The sequence below is a fragment of the Nesterenkonia sp. HG001 genome (assembly GCF_034438835.1).
GTDB classification, from domain to species: Bacteria; Actinomycetota; Actinomycetes; order Actinomycetales; family Micrococcaceae; genus Nesterenkonia; species Nesterenkonia xinjiangensis.
This window is the reverse complement of record NZ_JAOSZD010000013.1, coordinates 33252-51378: the sequence shown is the minus strand read 5'-3', so window position 1 is coordinate 51378 and position 18127 is coordinate 33252. Positions and strand designations below refer to the sequence as shown.

At 70.6% G+C, this 18127-nt stretch carries 15 protein-coding genes and 1 rRNA gene; 10 read left to right on the top strand and 6 right to left on the bottom strand.

The window, feature by feature from the left end; translation table 11 throughout:
* The first annotated feature begins 251 nt into the window (after nucleotides 1–251).
* From rrf to ODE13_RS16325, 9 genes are all read left to right on the top strand, one after another.
* Nucleotides 252–368: ribosomal RNA gene (gene rrf / locus ODE13_RS16365) — 5S ribosomal RNA — on the top strand.
* Between the two features lie 133 nt (nucleotides 369–501).
* Nucleotides 502–1365: a hypothetical protein gene (locus ODE13_RS16360; RefSeq protein WP_322480219.1), complete on the top strand. Its 864-nt coding sequence runs from the start codon at nucleotides 502–504 to the stop codon at nucleotides 1363–1365.
* Nucleotides 1362–2177: an HAD-IIA family hydrolase gene (locus ODE13_RS16355; RefSeq protein ID WP_322480218.1), complete on the top strand. Its 816-nt coding sequence runs from the start codon at nucleotides 1362–1364 to the stop codon at nucleotides 2175–2177. Before ODE13_RS16360 ends, ODE13_RS16355 begins: the two co-directional genes overlap by 4 nt.
* A complete protein-coding gene (locus tag ODE13_RS16350; protein ID WP_322480217.1) occupies nucleotides 2174–2302 on the top strand; it encodes a hypothetical protein in 129 nt (42 codons plus the stop codon). The genes ODE13_RS16355 and ODE13_RS16350 overlap by 4 nt, the downstream gene beginning before the upstream one ends.
* 25 nt (nucleotides 2303–2327) lie before the next feature.
* A complete protein-coding gene (locus tag ODE13_RS16345) occupies nucleotides 2328–3137 on the top strand; it encodes a TlyA family RNA methyltransferase (RefSeq protein WP_322480216.1) in 810 nt (269 codons plus the stop codon).
* A gap of 17 nt (nucleotides 3138–3154) precedes the next feature.
* Nucleotides 3155–4180, top strand: a complete 1026-nt coding sequence (locus tag ODE13_RS16340; protein ID WP_322480215.1) for an NAD kinase — start codon at nucleotides 3155–3157, stop codon at nucleotides 4178–4180.
* The gene (recN, locus tag ODE13_RS16335; protein ID WP_322480214.1) at nucleotides 4177–5952 is read left to right on the top strand and encodes a DNA repair protein RecN; all 1776 of its coding nucleotides are present in this window, start codon (nucleotides 4177–4179) and stop codon (nucleotides 5950–5952) included. Before ODE13_RS16340 ends, recN begins: the two co-directional genes overlap by 4 nt.
* Before the next feature lie 64 nt (nucleotides 5953–6016).
* A complete protein-coding gene (locus ODE13_RS16330) occupies nucleotides 6017–7711 on the top strand; it encodes a CTP synthase (protein WP_322480223.1) in 1695 nt (564 codons plus the stop codon).
* A 7-nt stretch (nucleotides 7712–7718) separates the two neighbouring features.
* Nucleotides 7719–8753 carry a site-specific tyrosine recombinase XerD gene (locus ODE13_RS16325; protein WP_322480213.1) on the top strand — a complete coding sequence of 345 codons (1035 nt, stop codon included), beginning with the start codon at nucleotides 7719–7721 and terminating at the stop codon, nucleotides 8751–8753.
* Between the two features lie 46 nt (nucleotides 8754–8799).
* On the opposite strand, the gene hutI is transcribed toward ODE13_RS16325, so the two are convergent.
* The 6 genes from hutI to ODE13_RS16295 are packed head-to-tail and all read right to left on the bottom strand — an operon-like array spanning nucleotide 8800 to nucleotide 16382.
* Nucleotides 8800–9966, bottom strand: coding sequence for an imidazolonepropionase (hutI, locus tag ODE13_RS16320; protein WP_322480222.1), 1167 nt, complete (start codon nucleotides 9964–9966; stop codon nucleotides 8800–8802).
* Nucleotides 9967–9997: 31 nt separating this feature from the next.
* The gene (locus ODE13_RS16315; protein ID WP_322480212.1) at nucleotides 9998–11272 is read right to left on the bottom strand and encodes a formimidoylglutamate deiminase; all 1275 of its coding nucleotides are present in this window, start codon (nucleotides 11270–11272) and stop codon (nucleotides 9998–10000) included.
* A complete protein-coding gene (locus ODE13_RS16310; RefSeq protein ID WP_322480211.1) occupies nucleotides 11269–12555 on the bottom strand; it encodes an allantoate amidohydrolase in 1287 nt (428 codons plus the stop codon). Before ODE13_RS16310 ends, ODE13_RS16315 begins: the two co-directional genes overlap by 4 nt.
* Nucleotides 12552–13889 (bottom strand): YjiH family protein, encoded by a 1338-nt coding sequence (locus ODE13_RS16305; protein ID WP_322480210.1) that lies wholly within the window; start codon nucleotides 13887–13889, stop codon nucleotides 12552–12554. Before ODE13_RS16305 ends, ODE13_RS16310 begins: the two co-directional genes overlap by 4 nt.
* A gap of 28 nt (nucleotides 13890–13917) precedes the next feature.
* Nucleotides 13918–15630, bottom strand: a complete 1713-nt coding sequence (locus ODE13_RS16300) for a urocanate hydratase (RefSeq protein ID WP_322480209.1) — start codon at nucleotides 15628–15630, stop codon at nucleotides 13918–13920.
* A gap of 2 nt (nucleotides 15631–15632) precedes the next feature.
* A complete protein-coding gene (locus ODE13_RS16295) occupies nucleotides 15633–16382 on the bottom strand; it encodes an IclR family transcriptional regulator (protein ID WP_322480208.1) in 750 nt (249 codons plus the stop codon).
* A 121-nt stretch (nucleotides 16383–16503) separates the two neighbouring features.
* Between ODE13_RS16295 and hutH the strand changes: the two genes are divergently transcribed.
* Nucleotides 16504–18111, top strand: a complete 1608-nt coding sequence (gene hutH / locus ODE13_RS16290) for a histidine ammonia-lyase (RefSeq protein ID WP_322480207.1) — start codon at nucleotides 16504–16506, stop codon at nucleotides 18109–18111.
* Nucleotides 18112–18127 lie beyond the last annotated feature (16 nt).

Genomic DNA, 18127 nt, shown 5'->3' with positions numbered 1-18127 from the left:
ACACCACCTACATACTTGATACGCATGCTTCGTGTGTCTGGTATGGGTGCTCTGCAAGAATCTTTTGAGAACACTAGCGTGCTCGCGTCCACTAGGCGGTCCCTGACCAATAAGCCCTACCCCCCCCCACACACACACGCACATACGCATGAGGTTGTTGTGGTGTGGGTGGGTGGTGAGAATTGAACAGTGTTTCGTAACAGGTTTACCCGTCATACGCCATCAGTGGTGTGTGGTTGGGTTGAGAGAGTTACGGCGGTCATAGCGTGGGGGAAACGCCCGGTCCCATCCCGAACCCGGAAGCTAAGACCCACAGCGCCGATGGTACTGCACACGGGAGTGTGTGGGAGAGTAGGTCACCGCCGGACACCACTTCAGTGCAAGAGCCGAGTCGGAGAGTCAACGATGATTCTCCGCCTCGGCTCTTGTCGTGTGTGCGGACCATGAGAGTCCGCAGCTCCCCTGAGCCGCCGACTCCGTCCGGAAAGGTATCCTGGATCAGTGAACTCTCGAGACGACGATCGACCCCGGGGGCCGTACCGCGGCCGGCCCGAGCGCCACGACCAGCGCCCCTCGCGGCGGCCGCACGACATGCGCCGCTCCAATCGCGAGGACCGTGCGCGGTCGCCGGAGATCGACGAGGACGTCACCGGCCGTGAGCTCGACCGTGAGGCCTCCCGGCAGTTGGGCACCCTCAATGACAACAATCGGAAGCTGGTCGCCAAGCATTTGGTGATGGCGGGCAGGCTGATCGACGTCGATCCCGCCCTCGCTCAGGAGCACGCCCTGGCGGCGTCCCGTCGTGGGGGTCGCCTCGCGCTGGTGCGAGAGGCCGTGGGGCTCACCTCCTATGCCGCCGGCGACTATGCCGAGGCCGTGCGTGAGCTGCGCACCTACCGCCGCATCAGTGGGGACCAGGCGCACCTGCCGGTCCAGGCGGACTGTGAACGCGGGCTCGGCCGTCCTGAGAAGGCCGTCGAGCTCGGAGAGAGCGAAGAGGCGCGTCAGCTCAAGGGCCCGATCCGCGCGGAACTGGCGATCGTCCTCGCCGGCGCGCATGCGGACCTGGGCGATCATGCGTCCGCCGTCAGGGCCCTGGAGGTTCCGGAGCTGCAGAAGGACCGGGCCTTCAGCTTTTCCCCGCGGCTCTTCTCGGCTTACGCCGAGGCGCTGGAGCACGTGGGACGGCAGGACGAGGCCCAGCAGTGGCGCCGTCAGTCGTTCGTGGCGGAGCAGGCTCTGGGCACCGGCGCGTTCGAGTCGCCGGAGATCATGGACTTCGATGACGAACCTGCCGCGTTGCCCAAGGTGAAGGACGTCATGGGAACTCCGGACAAGGAGCAGCGCGCGGAGGGCGAGGCATGAGCCGAAGCCTGATGGACCAGCACGACGGTGTCCTCTTCGACCTCGATGGTGTGCTCTACGCCGGGCCCCGGGCCGTCGACGGGGCGGTGTCTGCTCTCGAGGAGCTGCGGCGCAGAGAGACCCCCTGCGGCTTCGTGACCAACAACGCCTCTCGTTCCGCCGAGGAGATCGCCGCGCATCTGAACGACCTGGGCATGGTGGCCTCGGCCAGTGAGGTCTTCGGCTCCGCGCCCGCGGGCGTGGCTCTGATGGGCCGGGAGGTCCCCGCAGGGGCGAAGGTCATGGTCACGGGAAGCGCCTACCTGCGTCAGCTGGTCGAGGCGGCGGGTTATCGCGTCGTGGACTCCGCCGCCGCTCGTCCCGCCGCGGTCATCCAAGGCTTCGACCCCGAGCTGCGCTGGACGGATCTGGCTGAGGCGGCGTTCGCCGTCAACGACGGCGCCCGCTGGTTCGCCACCAATCTGGACATGACCATCCCGCGCGAACACGGCATCGCCCCCGGCAACGGAGCGCTCGTCGAGACCATCGCCCGGGCCACCGGGACGATCCCCACTGCGGCAGGGAAGCCGGAGCCGCTGCTGTTCCAGCAGGCCGCCGAGTCTCTGGGGCTCCAGGCGCCGCTGGTCATCGGCGACCGGCTAGACACCGACATCCTCGGCGGCAACCGTGCCCGTTTCACCACAGTCCTGGTGCTGACCGGCATCGACTCTCGGGAGAACGCCGCCGCAGCCGACGCCGCCCACCGCCCGGACCATGTGATCGATTCGCTGTCCGAGCTGTTCGCCGAGGATCCCGCAGGAGCCGTGACATGACGCATACGCCCCCTCAGGAGGACCCCCAGGGCATGACCCAGGAGGATCTCGAGGAGCACATCGGTGCCGCCGAGCAGCTGCATCGTGACCTGTCGGCCCGGCTCGAGGCCACGGCTCGGGACTGAACTGGCTGAGGAGCGACGCCACCCGATGCCCACCGAACGACTCGACCGTGCCCTGGTCGCCCGGGGACTGGCGGCCAGCCGCACCCGCGCGGGGCAGCTGATCAGCGCCGGCGCCGTGACCCTGGACGGACGCACCGTCACCAAGCCTTCAGCCGCCGTGCGGCCGGACCAGTCGGTGAAGGTCACCGTCACAGACCCCTGGGTGAGCCGAGCGGCGCATAAGCTGCTCGGCGCCCTGAAGGCCCGCCCCGATATCGTCGTGGCCGGTCGGCGCTGTCTGGACGCTGGTGCCTCGACCGGAGGATTCACCCAGGTCCTCCTGGACCGTGGTGCCGCTCGGGTGGTCGCCGTCGACGTCGGACATGACCAGCTCGCCGTGGGACTGCGCGAGGACCCCCGGGTGGAGAACTACGAGGGGCTGAACCTGAGGCATTTGGAGCCGGGTGCTCTCGGGGAGCCGTTCGCGCTGATCGTCGCCGACCTCTCCTTCATCTCGCTGCGCCTGGTGATGGCTCAGCTCGCCGCCCAGGCCGCCGTCGGCGCGGACCTGCTGCTGATGGTCAAGCCGCAGTTCGAGGTGGGCCGTGAGCGGCTCTCCCGCACCGGCGTGGTCACCAGCCCTGACCTGCGACGGGAGGCGGTGATCGGTGTGGTGGACTCCGCGGAGGAGAATGGGCTGCGCCTGCTCGCCGCCCATCGCTCCCAGCTGCCCGGCCAGGACGGCAACCTCGAGTTCTTCCTCCATCTGCGTCGCCCCGAGGGCGGCTCGGGGGAGCCGTGCAGCGGCGCGTCGGTCCTGGCCGCTAGGCTGGAACAGCTCGACTACCACGACTGAACCACACTGGAGGTGCCATGACGGAGGCGGACCGCAGGCGGGAGATCCTGGTGCTGGCCCATACCGGGCGCCACGACGCCGTGGACGCCGCCGCGACTGTCGCCGAGAGGCTCCATCAGGCCGGTCTGACCCCAGTCATGCTCGCCCGGGACATCGAGTCCCTCGCCCAGGTCGTGGGGGACCGGCTGCGGGACGTCCCCCTCGCCGTCGCAGGAAAAGAGGTCCCGCTGTCCCGATGTGAGGTGGGCATGGTCCTGGGCGGGGACGGTTCCATCCTCCGGGCAGCCGAGCTGGTCCGGGGCGCTGAGCTTCCTCTGATGGGCGTCAACCTGGGCCATGTGGGTTTCCTCGCCGAATCCGAGCGCACCGAGCTGGACTCCTCGGTCGAATGGGTGGTTGATCAGGACTACACGGTGGAGCGCCGGATGGCCATCGATGTGCAGGTCTGGCACGCCGGCGAACATGTCGGCAGCACTTGGGCGCTCAACGAGGCCAGTGTGGAGAAGCACTCCCGGGAACGCATGGTCGACCTCGTCGTGGAGGTCGACGGACGGCCCATCTCCGCCTTCGGCTGTGACGGCGTCGTGATGGCGACCCCCACCGGATCCACCGCCTATGCGTTCTCCGCAGGGGGGCCGGTGGTCTGGCCCGAGGTCGAGGCGCTGGTCATGGTGCCCATCTCCGCCCACGCGCTGTTCGCACGCCCCCTGGTCGTGGCCCCGGACTCGGTCCTAGCCGTCGAGGTCCTTCAGCGTGAGGACGAACAGGGCGTGCTGTGGTGCGACGGACGTCGCTCCACCGAGCTGCCCGCCGGCTCCCGGGTGGAGGTCACCCGATCGGACGAGCCCGTCCTGCTCGCCCGGGTCCACCAGACGCCGTTCTCCGAGCGGCTCGTGGACAAGTTCAACCTTCCGACCTCCGGCTGGCGCGGCCCGGTGGACGCGAGCAACACCGTCACCACGGGCGAACGCCCGACGCCCCACCCGATGGGTTCAGAGATGACGGCGGGCACTCCGGGAGACACGCAGGGAGACGCCCCATGATCGAGCACGTGACCATCAGCGACCTCGGTGTCATCGAACGTGCCGAGCTCGAGCTGGACCCGGGGCTCAACGTCGTCACCGGTGAGACCGGAGCGGGCAAGACCATGGTCGTGACCGCCCTCGGCCTCCTGCTGGGCTCCCGGGCCGAGGCCAGCGCCGTGCGCAGCGGGGCTCCCCGTGCTGCCGTCGATGCCGAGCTGCGGGTCGCCTCCGATCACCGATCCATGCGTCTCGCCCGCGAGGCGGGAGCCTGGATGGACGACGCCGACCACGACGAGACAGATGCGACGGGCTCGGAGCGGGCGGGTGTGGAGAAGGCCGCGCTGCTTCTCGGCCGTGCGGTCAGCGCCAAAGGTCGCAGCCGTGCGAGCGTCTCCGGACGGAGCGTGCCCATCTCGCTGCTCGGAGAGATCGGCTCCGCACTGGTCACCGTCCACGGCCAGACGGACCAGCTGCGTCTGAAGTCCGTCGCCGCGCAGCGGCGGGCGCTGGACAGCTACGCCGGTGAGGAGTTCGCCGCCCTGGCACGGGAGTACCGCGCTCGTTTCGAGGAATACCAGGCCCGACGCGCCGAGCTGGAGGAGATCACCACCCATGAGCGCGAGCGCCGGCTCGAGGCCGAGCAGCTCCAGCAGGCGCTCGAACAGATCGACGAGGTCGACCCGCAGCCCGGTGAGGATGAACGGCTCAAGGCCGAGTCCCTCAAGCTCGAGAACGTCGAGGCTCTCCGGGAGGCGGCACGCACGGCCCAGCACGCGCTCTCCGGCCCGGATGCGGCTGAGACGCTCTCCGAAGGGCCCCATGCGGTCGAACTGGTCGAGGCGTCCTCCACAGCCCTGGCCCCCGTGCAGGACCAGGACGAGGAGCTGGCCGACATCGCCGAGCAGATCGCCTCCGTCTCCTCCTTGCTTGACGACGCGGCTTCCCAGCTGGGCATCTACGCGGCGAACCTCGATGAGTCCGGCCCTGAACGGCTGGGCGAGGTGCACCAGCGCCGCGCGGACCTGGACCGGCTGTCCAGACTCTACGGACCCGACGTCGATGCTGTGCTGGCCTGGGCCGAGGAGGCCCGACACCGGCTCAACACGCTGCAGAGCGACGACGACCGGATCACCCGGCTCACCGCCGAGATCGGCCAGCTCGAGCAGGCCCTCCAGGACCAGGCCTCCGAGCTGCGCCGCCGGCGGACCGAGGCCGGCCATCGGCTCGCCGAAGCCGTGGGGGAGGAGCTCGCAGCCCTGGCTATGCCGCACGCCCGGATGGTCGTGGACGTCACCGAGACCGAGGAGCTGGGGCCCCACGGGGCCGACGTCGTCGCCATGCTCCTGGCCCCGCACGCCGGCGCCGAGCCGCTGCCGCTGGGCAAGGGGGCCTCCGGCGGTGAGCTCTCCCGGGTGATGCTCGCGATCGAGGTGGTGCTGGCGGCCCACGACTCCGCCGGGACCTTCATCTTCGACGAGGTCGATGCCGGTGTCGGCGGCAAGGCCGCTGTGCAGATCGGCCGCAGGCTCGCGATGCTGGCCGAGCACGTGCAGGTCATCGTGGTGACTCACCTGCCGCAGGTCGCCGCCTGGGCGCAGAACCACATCCGGGTCTACAAGTCCTCCGTGGAGGACGCCTCCTCCGCCGGGGGGTTCACCGCCTCCGACGTCCGCGCGCTGGACGAGGAGGAGCGGGTCAGCGAGCTGGCGCGGATGCTCGCCGGGCAGGAGGACTCGGCCTCCGCCCGCGCCCACGCCAAGGAGCTGCTCGAGGCGGCCGGCGCCGGCTGATTCCGCAGGTGAGGGAGATCGCACACCGGCGATCCCCTCCAGGACTACTGCCGGAGGTGCGGGCCTGATAGCCTTGAACTCCGTGGTGCATCGAAACAGTTCCCGGAACCAGTCCAGTCCCCAGACGCCTCGTCAGATCTTCGTGACCGGTGGTGTCGTCTCCTCTCTCGGCAAGGGGCTCACCGCCTCATCCCTGGGGCATCTGCTCCGGGCACGCGGGCTCTCCGTCGTGATGCAGAAGCTCGATCCCTATCTGAACGTGGATCCGGGCACGATGAATCCCTTCCAGCACGGCGAGGTCTTCGTCACCGAGGACGGTGCCGAGACCGACCTGGACATCGGCCACTACGAGCGTTTCCTCGACGAGAACCTCGACGGCCTCAACAACGTCACCACAGGGCAGATCTACTCTGCGGTGATCGAGCGCGAGCGCCGCGGCGACTACCTGGGCGACACCGTCCAGGTCATCCCGCACATCACCGACGAGATCAAGCGCCGCATGCGCCTGCCCGCTGAGGCCGAGGACGACCGCGAGGTCCCAGACGTCATCATCACCGAGATCGGCGGCACCGTCGGTGACATCGAGTCCCAGCCGTTCCTGGAGGCCGCCCGCCAGGTCCGCCAGGACGTGGGCCGGGAGAACGTCTTCTTCCTGCACGTCTCCCTGGTGCCCTACATCGGCCCCAGCCAGGAGCTGAAGACCAAGCCGACCCAGCACTCCGTGGCCGCCCTGCGCAGCCTGGGCATCCAGCCCGACGGCATCGTGCTGCGCTCCGACCGGGAGCTGCCCCAGGACGTCCGCGGGAAGATCTCGCGGATGTGCGACGTCGACAACGACGCGGTCATCACCTGTGCAGACGCGCCGAGCATCTACGACATCCCGCGCATCCTGCACAAGCAGGCCATCGACGCCTATGTGGTGCAGAAGATGGACCTGAAGTTCAAAGACGTCGACTGGTCCAAGTGGAACCGTCTGCTCGCCGTCGTCCATCACCCAGACCATGAGGTCGAGGTCGCGCTGGTCGGCAAGTACATCGACCTGCCCGATGCCTACCTCTCGGTGACGGAGGCGCTGCGCGCCGGTGGCTTCGCCCACCGGGCCAAGACCAAGATCCGGTGGGTGGCCTCCGACCTGTGCGCCTCCGAGGAGGGTGCGGCGAAGGCGCTGGAGGGCGTGGACGCCATCTGCGTGCCCGGAGGCTTCGGGGTGCGCGGACTCGACGGCAAGATCGGCGCCTTCCGTCACGCTCGTGAGCGCGGCATCCCGGCCCTGGGCCTGTGCCTGGGACTGCAGACCATGGTCATGGAGTACGCGCGCAACGTGGCAGGACTCTCCGAGGCGAACTCCACGGAGTTCGACCCGGACACCGCCTACCCGGTGATCGCCACGATGGCAGAGCAGAAGGACATCGTCTCCGGCGACGGGGATCTGGGCGGCACCATGCGGCTGGGCGCCTACGACGCCGTCCTCGCCGACGGCAGCGTGGTGGCTGAGACCTACGGCGCGTCTGAGATCTCTGAGCGCCACCGGCACCGCTACGAGGTCAACAACGCCTACCGTGAGCAGCTCACCGAGGCGGGCCTGGTGTTCTCCGGGACCTCTCCCGACGGGCGCCTGGTCGAGTTCGTGGAGCTGCCCCGGGAGACCCACCCCTACTACGTCTCCACCCAGGCCCACCCGGAGCTGAAGTCCCGGCCGACCAATGCGCACCCGCTGTTCGCCGGGCTCATCAAGGCCGGGCTGGATCGCCGCGGCTGAGCACCAGGTGGAGCAGACCGGCGACGCCGACGAGCTCCGGGACCGTCATCGCCGACTGCGCGAGGCGGTGCCGGAGAGCCCGGTGGGCCGGGAGATCCAGGACTACCTGACGCATCTGCGCATCGAGCGCGGGTCCTCCGCCAACACCTTGGCGTCCTACCGACGTGACCTGCTGCGCTATGGCGCGCACCTGCTCGGAGAGGGCATCACCGCCCCGCGCCAGGTCCAGGAGGAGACGGTCGCCGCCTTCCTGCGGGGGCTGAGCACCGGCGCCGACGGCGGCTCCATGCTCTCCCAGCGGTCGATGGCCCGGGTGCTGGCCGCCGTGCGCGGACTGCACCGGCACTGGGCCGCTGAAGGGCGGAGTCCGGGGGACCCCGCCGCGCAGGTCTCGGCCCCCAAACCCCGACAGTCCCTGCCCAAGGCGCTCACCGTGGATCAGGTGCACCGCCTGCTGGAGGCCCCGGACCGCACGACGGAGCTGGGCCTGCGGGACCGGGCCCTGCTGGAGTTCCTCTACGCCACCGGGGCGCGCATCACCGAAGCCGTCAGCCTCGATGTCGACGACCTCGTGGAGCTGCGCGAGGCCGGCACCCGCTCCCAGGACGGGCTGGTCGTGGTGCGGGTCACGGGCAAGGGGGACAAGCAACGGGTGGTGCCGGTGGGCAGCTACGCGCAGCAGGCGGTGGCGGACTACCTGACCGCCGGACGCCCCGCGCTGGCCGAGGCGGTGGCTCGGGCGGCACGACGGCGAGCCTCCTCCCCGGCGCTGTTCCTCAACCAGCGTGGCGGGCGGCTCTCGCGACAGTCAGCCTGGACGGTGCTGCGGCGCCATGCGGAGACAGCGGGGATCGAGACCGAGGTGTCGCCGCACACGCTGCGGCACTCCTGCGCGACCCATATGCTCGAAGGCGGGGCCGGAATACGCATGGTCCAGGAGATGCTGGGCCACGCCTCGGTGACGACCACCCAGATCTACACCAAGGTCACCGCGGAGGCGCTCCAGGAGAGCTATGCCTCGGCCCACCCGCGGGCCCTCTGACCGCACCCGGGCTCTCGTCCCGGCCTCAGGTCTCAGGCGGCTGGCCTCAGATGTCGGGCCGGCCGTCCTTGAACACCGTGTGGGTCAGCGGCATCCCCGGCCGGTAGGCCAGGTGGATCGCCGCCGGGGCGTCGAGCACCTGCAGGTCGGCGCGCTTGCCGAGCTCCACGGAACCGACCTCCTCGGCCACGCGCAGCGCTTGAGCTCCGCCCATCGTGGCCGCGCGCACCGCCTCATGCAGGCTCAGCTCCATCTGCAGCACAGCGGTGGCCACACAGAAGCCCATCGCCGTGGTGTAACTGGTGCCCGGGTTGCAGTTCGACGCCAGAGCGATCTCCGCTCCGGCATCGAGGAGACGCCGTCCCGGCGCCAGCGGCTGCCGGGTGGAGAGGTCACAGGCCGGCAGACAGGTCGCCACAGTGGAGGAGCCGGCAAGAGCCTCCACGTCGGCGTCCTCGAGGTGGTTGACATGGTCCACGCTGGCCGCGCCCAGCTCCACGGCCAGCCGCACTCCAGGGCCGGGGCCGAGCTGGTTGCCGTGCACGCGCAGCCCGAGCCCGGCCTCTCGGCAGGCCAGGAGCACCCGCCGGGAGGCGTCCTCGTCGAAGGCGCCGCGCTCGCAGAACACATCGGCCCACTGCACATGGTCCTTCACCGCCTGCAGCATGGGGCCGCACACCTGGTCGAGATACTCGTCGGCCTCCGCGCCCGGCGGCACCAGATGCGCCCCGAGGAAGGTGACGACGTCGGCGGCCTCGCCGGCCAGTCGGGCGTGCCGCACCTCCTCGTCCACGCTGAGCCCATAGCCGGTCTTGGTCTCCAGGAAGGTCGTGCCGCCCGCCCGAGCCTCCGCCACTCGGGCGGCGAGCAGCCTGGCGAGCTCGGCGTCGTATGCGGCGCGGGTCGCGGCCATGGTGACCCCGATGCCGCCGGCACTGTAGGACTCCCCGGCCATGCGAGCCTCGAACTCGGCCCCACGGTCCCCGGCGAAGACCAGGTGCGTGTGGGAGTCCACCCAGCCGGGCAGCACGGCACGGCCACCGGCGTCCCAGCGGACGTCGGCCGCCGGAGCTTGCCGCGTGGGTCCGATCCAGGCGATCCGGCCGTTCTCGATCGCCACGGCGGCATCCTGGAGCACTCGGTGGTCGGGGTCGACGGTGGTGAGCTCACCGATGCCGGTGATCACAGTGCTGGCCGGGGTGGTGCTGGACAGGTCGGTGCCGGACGGGTCGGTGCTGGTCATCTCAGCTCCTCAGCTCGGGATGGTCGGTGAACAGAGCGTGGTACAGCTCAGCCGGGTCCCCGAGCCGCAGGTGCCGGCCTTCACGGGCGATCTCCTCACCGCCCACGCGTACGGAGAGCACATCCGCCGCGGTGGCGCTCAGCGCCAGCTGCTCTGGGCGCCCGCCGGCTGTGCGGGCCGAGCTGCAGTCCACCACGACGGCATCGTCAGCGCATTCCGCCTCCGCGGCATCTTCCGGCAGTCCAAGGCTGCGTCGTCCGGCGTCCGAGGAGGCCCGGACCAGCTGGGCCGGACTGAACCGTCCGCGCTCGCCGCTGCGCAGCCGCTCGCCGTGCTCCAGGGCCCGCATCTCCAGGAAGGGATCCACCACGGCATGCTGGTCCGAACCGAGGGCGATCACCGCGCCGGCATCGGCGAGCTCTCGGGCCGGACCGATGCCGTCGCCGAGGTCGGCCTCGGTGGTCGGGCACATCACCACGGTGGCCCGGGCCTCCCCGAGCAGGGATACGTCCTCCTCGCTGAGATGGGTGGCGTGGACCGCTGAGAGCCGCGGGCTGAGCAGCCCGTGCTCGTGCAGCAGCCGGGTCGGGCTCATCCCCTGGGCGGCCTGCACCGCAGCGTTCTCCGCCGGCTGCTCCGAGAGGTGGATGTGCAGCGGCACCTCGGGGTGCTCCGCGGCCCAGCCGGCGATCTCGCGGAGCTGACCGGCGTCCACGGCGCGCAGCGAGTGCACCGCCGCGCCCAGGCTGACCAGTCCGGCACCGGCGTCCTCTTCGGCGAGAGCGGCACGCAGGCGCCCCCAGCGCGAGGCCCAGGCGCCGACGTCGGCATCGGCGTAGCGACGCTGCACAGGGCTGAGCTCCAGCTGCTCCCCGGCGGGGGAGAGCCCGCCGCGCAGATAGCAGGTGTCCAGCAGGACCAGGCGCAGGCCCACGGTCCGGGCGGCCCGGGCCAGGGCCCGCTCCATGGCGTGCTCGCCGGCGTCGTCGGCCCCGTAGGGGGTGCCGTCGAGACCGTGGTGCAGGTAGTGGAACTCGCCCACGGCGGTCCAGCCGGCGGCGGCCATCTCCGCATAGACGGCGGTGGCCAGCCGCTCCATGGTCTCCGGGGTCAGGGATTCGGCGGACCGGTACATCTCCTCCCGCCAGCGCCAGAAGTCCCCGGGGGCGCCGTGCGGGCCGGCGTGGGTGCGCCCGCGCAGCAGCCGGTGGAAGGCATGGGAGTGCGCGTTGACGGGCCCGGGCATGGTGAGGGTCGTGCGGTCGGCGATGTTCACAGCAAGTCCTCCAGGGCGTCGGCGAGAGCCTGGACGCCGAGGGTGGCGTCGTCATCCTCGACATGCTCCTCCGGGGCGTGGCTGATGCCGCTGGGGTTGCGCACGTAGATCATCCCGGTGGGCACCGCCGAGGCCAGCACTCCGGCATCGTGGCCGGCGCCGGTGGGGAGCAGCGGCGCCGTGGGGGCGGTGCGTCGGACCGACTCGGTCAGCGTGGCGGCCAGCTGCGGGTCGAAGTGCACGGTCCCGGAGAAGGACTCCTCGGTCAGCTCCGCAGTGCAGCCCTCGCCGAGCGCAGCCTGCTGGGCGTGGCGCCAGATGTCCTCTACCAGGCCCGCTGTCACGGCGTCGTCGGGGTGGCGCACGTCCATCCACAGGTCCACCCTGGAGGCGATGACGTTGGTGCCCCCGGGCACCGGCTCCAGCCGCCCCACGGTGGCGCGCGCCTGGGGCTGGGTCCTGGCCAGCCGACGGACGTCGAGCACCGTCTCCGAGGCGGCGACCATCGGGTCGGAGCGATCCGCCATCAGAGTGGTGCCGGCGTGGTTGCCCTGACCGTAGAAGCTGATCCGCCAGCGGCCGTGGCCCAGGATGGTGGAGCCCACCGCGAGGGCGGGGGCGCCGTCGGGGAGATGATCAGGGGTGTTGAGCCCGCGTCCCTGCTCCACGTGCAGCTCCACGAACTGCCCGATGCGGGCCAGGGCCTCGGGGTCGACTCCCATGTGGGCGGGATCCAGCCCCTCGGCGCGGGCCGCCTCGCCGAAGGTGACGCCGTCGGCGTCACGCAGCGCCAGGGCCTTCTGCGTGGAGATGGCGCCGGTCAGCAGTCGGGACCCGAGGCAGGCCACGCCGAAGCGGGAGCCCTCCTCCTCGGGGAAGACGGCCACGGCCAGCGCCCGACGGCGGCGCAGCGTGCCGGTGGCCTCCCGGGTGCGCAGCACATCCACGGCGGCCAGTGCCGACGCGACTCCGAGGGGACCGTCGAAGGCGCCCCCGCCGGGGACCGAGTCCAGGTGGGAGCCGGTCACCAGGGCGCCGCGCCTCGAGCCCTCCAGGGATTCTGCACGCGCCGGGGCGGGCAGGTCCCACCAGGCCCAGAGGATCCCGTTGCGATCCTCCTCGGTGTCCAGGCCCCGTGCGTGGGCCTCCTGCAGGAACCAGGCGCGCAGGTCCTTCTCGGCCGGTGACCACACCGGCCGGCTGTAGCCTCCGCGACGTGGATCGGCGCCGACGTCGGCGATGGCGGCCATCAGTGAGTTGACGGCGGATGAGGTCTCAGTCATGTGACTCCTATGATCAGTGCGGCCAGGGGAGTGGCGAAGAGCAGGGTCAGCAGCACCCGCTGCACCCAGATGACGACCAGCTGCCAGATCTTCACCGGGATCTCGGTGGCGAGCACGGAGGGCACCAGGGCGGAGAAGAAGATGATGCCCGAGACGCAGACCACGCCGATGACCAGGCGCAGCAGCTCCGACTCGTGGCCGGCCACCAGGGTGGCGGGCAGGAACATCTCCGCGATCCCCAGGGCGGAGGCGGTGGCGGCCAGCTGCGGGTCGGGAAGCTGCAGGGCCCAGGTCAGCGGCAGGAACAGGTAGCCGAGCCATTCGAAGACGGGTGTGAAGGTGGCCAGAATCAGTCCGATCAGTCCGATCGACATGATCGAGGGCAGGATCTGCATCGCCATGAGCAGGCCGTCGAGGAAACTCCTGCTCATGTTGCGGACCACACCCGGGGCGGCCTCCAGAGACTCTCCGGAGGCGCGCCAGGCGGCGCGGAGCCGCCCTGAGCTGATCCGCTCCTCCGGCTGCGGGGTAGCCCCCGGGAAGTATTCCTCGGGGATCCGGCTGATCGGCGGTAGGCGCACCACGAGCACCGTCACCGCATAGGTCACCACCAACGTCAGGAAGAAGTACCACAGCCACAGATGCATCAGGTCCAGAGTGCGGGCGACCACGACCATGAAGGTCGCCGAGACCGTGGAGAACCCGGTGGCGATGATCGCCGCCTCACGTCCGGTGTACTGGCCCGAGGTGTACACCCGGTTGGTGATCAGCAGTCCCAGCGAGTAGCTGCCCACGAAGGAGGCGACCGCGTCGATGGCCGATCGGCCCGGGGTGCGCCACAGCGGGCGCATCACCGGCTGCATCAGGACCCCCAGGTACTCCATCAGCCCGTAGCCGACCAGCAGCGCCAGGAAGATGGCGCCCACCGGGACCAGCAGGCCGACCGGGATCACCAGGGCCTCATAGAGGAACGGTCCCAGGTCCGGGGCGAAGAGGAACTCCGGTCCGGCGCCGGTGACGATCATGATGCTGGTGGCCAGTCCGAGGATGTTCAGCAGTGCGAACACCGTGCGCGCCGGGGACTGCCGCCACCGTCCCGTCACGAAGGGTCGGACGGTGCCCGCCAGGATGATCGCCAGGGCGACGTAGGCCGTGGCGCCTCCGAGCAGCTCCTGCAGCCCGGAGACGAGGTGGTCCAGGGGGATCGTGGTGGTCTCGCCGAGGGTGACCGGCACGAAGAACATGACGATCCCGATCCCGCTGTACAGGAAGAACCTCCAGCGGCCTCGTGGCCGGGGCGGCGCTGTCCGGTGCGTGGCGTCTGTGCGGTCCATGGGATGAGCCTTCCGCGAGTCCCTGCGGTCAGCCGCGGGGACGCATCGGGACCCGGACGCCACGCTCGGCGGCCACCTCGTCGGCGCGGTCGTAGCCGGCGTCGACATGGCGGATCACGCCCATGGCGGGGTCGTTGGTGAGCAGCCGCTCGAGCTTCTCCGCCGCCAGGTCGGTGCCGTCGGCCAGGCCCACCTGACCGGCGTGGATGGAGCGGCCCATGCCGACTCCGCCGCCGTGGTGGATGGAGACCCAGGTGGCGCCGGAGCTGGTGGAGGTGAGCGCGTTGAGTAGCGGCCAGTCCGCGACGGCGTCCGACCCGTCGGCCATGGCTTCGGTCTCCCGGTACGGGGAGGCCACGGAGCCGGAGTCGAGGTGGTCACGGCCGATCACTATCGGCGCGGAGACTTTCCCCTCGGCGACGAGGCGGTTGAAGAGCAGGCCGGCCTGGTGGCGTTCGCCGTAGCCGAGCCAGCAGATGCGTGCCGGCAGGCCCTCGAACTCTACGTGCTTCTGTGCGGCGTCGATCCAGCGGTGCAGGTGCTCGTTCTCCGGGAAGAGCTCCTTGATGGCCTCGTCGGTGATCCGGATGTCCTCGGGGTCGCCGGAGAGCGCCACCCAGCGGAACGGCCCGAGGCCCTCGCAGAACAGCGGGCGGATGTAGGCCGGGACGAATCCGGGGAACTCGAAGGCGCGCTCGTAGCCGGCGTGGCGGGCCTCGTCGCGGATGGAGTTGCCGTAGTCGAAGACCTCGGCGCCGTCGTCCTGGAAGCCGACCATCGCTTCGACCTGGCGGGCCATGGAGGCCTGGGACTTCTTGGTGAAGCCCACCGGGTCGGCCTCGGCCTCGGCGGCCCAGTCGCCCACCGTGTGCTCCACCGGCAGATAGGACAGGGGGTCATGGGCGGAGGTCTGGTCGGTGACGATGTCGACGCTGAGCTCTCCGGCACGGTGGCGGCGCAGCAGCTCCGGGAAGACGTCGGCGGCGTTGCCGACGTAGCCCACGGAGAGCGGACGGCGCTCCTGCTGCGCGGAGACGACCTTCCCCAGGGCCGCGTCCAGGTCTGTCTCGACGTCGTCCAGGTAGCGCTTGGCCTGACGGCGGCGCAGCCGGGTCTCGTCCACGTCGACGATGAGGCAGGAGCCCCCGTTGAGCGTTACGGCCAGCGGCTGGGCTCCGCCCATACCGCCGCAGCCGCCGGTGACGGTGAGCGTGCCGGCGAGCGTCGGCTCGGTGATCCGGCCCTCGGCGTGCATCTTCTTCGTGACGGCGGAGAAAGTCTCGTAGGTGCCCTGCAGAATGCCCTGGGTCGCGATGTAGATCCAGGAGCCGGCTGTCATCTGGCCGTACATCATCAGGCCCTCGGCCTCGAGCCGGCGGAATTCGGGCCAGTTCGCCCAGTCGCCGACCAGGTTCGAGTTGGCCAGCAGCACCCGCGGCGCCCAGCGGTGGGTGCGCAGGACTCCCACAGGCTTGCCGGACTGGACCAGCAGGGTCTCGTCCTCCTCGAGGTCGGCCAGGGTGGAGACGATGGCGTCATAGGCCTCCCAGCTGCGGGCGGCGCGACCGGTGCCTCCGTAGACGACCAGATCTTCGGGGCGCTCGGCGACCTCGGGGTCGAGGTTGTTCATCAGCATGCGCAGCGGTGCTTCGGTCTGCCAGCTCTTCGCGGTCAGCTCCGAGCCGCGGGCGGCACGGATCCGTCGGGTCGGGTCGTGGCGAGCGGTGGTCGCGTCGGTCATGATCAGCGATCCCTTTCTTCGAGGTGGATCTGAGGTGTGTGGTCCTGAGGTGTGTGGTCCTCGGCGGCATGCAGGATGCCGCGAGCCTCCTGGGCGACCAGTCGGCCATGGTCAGCGGCACGCTGGGGACTCATCCGGTAGGAGGGGGCGACGATGGACAGCGCGGCCACGATGGCGCCGGCCTCGGGACCGGTCTCTGCCGAGGTGGCCACGCGCACCGGCGCGGCGATGGCGGTCACGTCGGATTCGACGGCGTCTTCGACCACCACGTAGCCGGCCTCCGGCCCGTCCGTCGGGGCCTCGCCGCGCAGCACCGCGCCCACGGCGGTGCCGTCCAACGGCACGGTCCGGCCCACCCATGAGGTGTGGCGCACCGAATGGGTGCCCTCCTCCATGGCCAGGTAGATCCCGTGCCCGTCCCGAGCGCCCCGCAGATGCGGCACGCTGAGGTAGCAGGACTCTCCGGTGGCTTCGACGAGGCGGCGCAGCGGGTCCGCGGCCAGCGACACCAGTGACTCCGAGCTGAGCGCCTGGGCGCCGAGCTGCATGATCCGCAGCCCGGGTCGGAACGTCCCGTCCGGGTCGCGGCGCACGAAGCCGGCCCCCTCCAAGGTCCGCAGCAGGCGCAGCGCGGTGGAGGAGGAGAGCTCGGTCCGGCGGGCCGCGTCGGCCAGCGGAAGGTCCCCGGCATCGCAGACGGCGGCCAGCAGCTCCAGCGCGCGGGCCACAGTGCGTGTCGACGGTTCAGCCATGCTGTGGGCATCTCCTCTTCTGTTCCCGGCCCGTGCGGCGGGCCTTGCCAAGACGGCGAGAGTGCGTTTCACTTATTGAAACGCGAATTTCAGTAGATGGCAACACCGGAAGGTTCAGTTCATGACATCGTCGAAGACAGCGGCATCGGACAGGCTCCAGCGGAGCGGACCCGCCAGGATCACCGTGGAGACAGGGCCCCTGCGCCCGGAGGATGTCGTCGCCGTCGCGCGGCATGGTGTCGACGTCGTGCTGGGGGAGAGTGCGGTCGAGGCCATGCGCCTCTCCCGCGGAGTGATCGAGTCCCTGGCTGAGGATCCGCTGCCGCACTACGGGGTCTCCACCGGATTCGGTGCGCTCGCGGTCAAACAGATCCCGCCCCAGCGCCGACGTCAGCTGCAGCGCTCGCTGGTCCGCTCCCACGCCTCCTCCTCCGGCGCGCCGGTGGACCGGGAGGTCATCCGCTCGCTGATGCTCAACCGGCTCTCCACGATGGCCACCGGCCGCACCGGGGTGCGGCCCGAGGTCGCCCAGCGGTACGCGGCGCTGCTCAACGCCGGGATCACTCCGGTGGTCGGGGAGTACGGCTCGCTGGGCTGCTCCGGAGACCTGGCGCCGCTGTCCCACTGCGCGCTCGCGGTGATGGGCGAGGGGGAGGTCTTCGACGCCGCCGGTGCCCGCCGGCCGGCCGCCGACGTGCTGGCTGAGGCCGGCGTCGACCCGATCGAGCTTCAGGAGAAGGAGGGCCTGGCGCTGATCAACGGCACGGACGGCATGCTCGGGATGCTACTGATGGCCGTCACCGACCTGCGCAGACTCGTGCGCACCGCGGATGTCGCCACAGCCCTGACCGTCGAGGCGCTGCGCGGCACCGACGCCGTCTTCTCCGCGGACCTGCACACGCTGCGGCCCCAGCCGGGCCAGGCTGACTCCGCGGCGAACCTGCGCCGACTGCTGGCAGGCTCCGAGATGATCGCGGAGACCCGCGGCGGTGACCACCGGCAGACCCGCGTCCAGGACGCCTACTCGCTGCGCTGCGCCCCTCAGGTCCACGGTGCGGTCCGCTCCACGCTGTCGCATGCGGAGGCGGTGGCGGGCTACGAGCTCGCCTCGGCCATCGACAACCCGGTGGTGACCATCGACGGTCGGGTGGAGTCCAACGGAAACTTCCACGGCGCACCGGTCGGCTATGTGCTGGACTTCCTGGCGATCGCTGCGGCGGACTGCGCCTCGATGTCCGAACGGCGCACCGATCGGATGCTCGACACCTCCCGCAGCCACGGGCTGAACGCCTTCCTCGCCGATGACCCGGGGGTGGACTCCGGGCACATGATCGCCCAGTACACCCAGGCCGGCATCGTCTCGGAGATGAAGCGGCTCGCCGTGCCCGCCTCGGTGGACTCGATCCCCAGCTCCGCGATGCAGGAGGACCACGTCTCCATGGGTTGGGCCGCCGGGCTGAAGCTGCGCCGCGCCGTGGACGGCATCACCCGGGTACTGGCGGTGGAGATCCTCACCGCGGCCCGCGGCCTGGACATGCGGGACGGTGGGGTGCTGGCGGCGCGCACCGCGCCGGCGGTCACCGCCGTGCGTCGGGCGGTGCGTTCACGGGTCGAGGGGCCGGGCACGGACCGGTATCTCGCCCCGGAGATCGAGGAGGTCGTCGCGCTGGTCCGCGACGGCGAGATCGTCGCCGCCGCGGACGAGGCGCTGGACGCTCCGCTGGCCTGACCCGGCTGGTCTGACC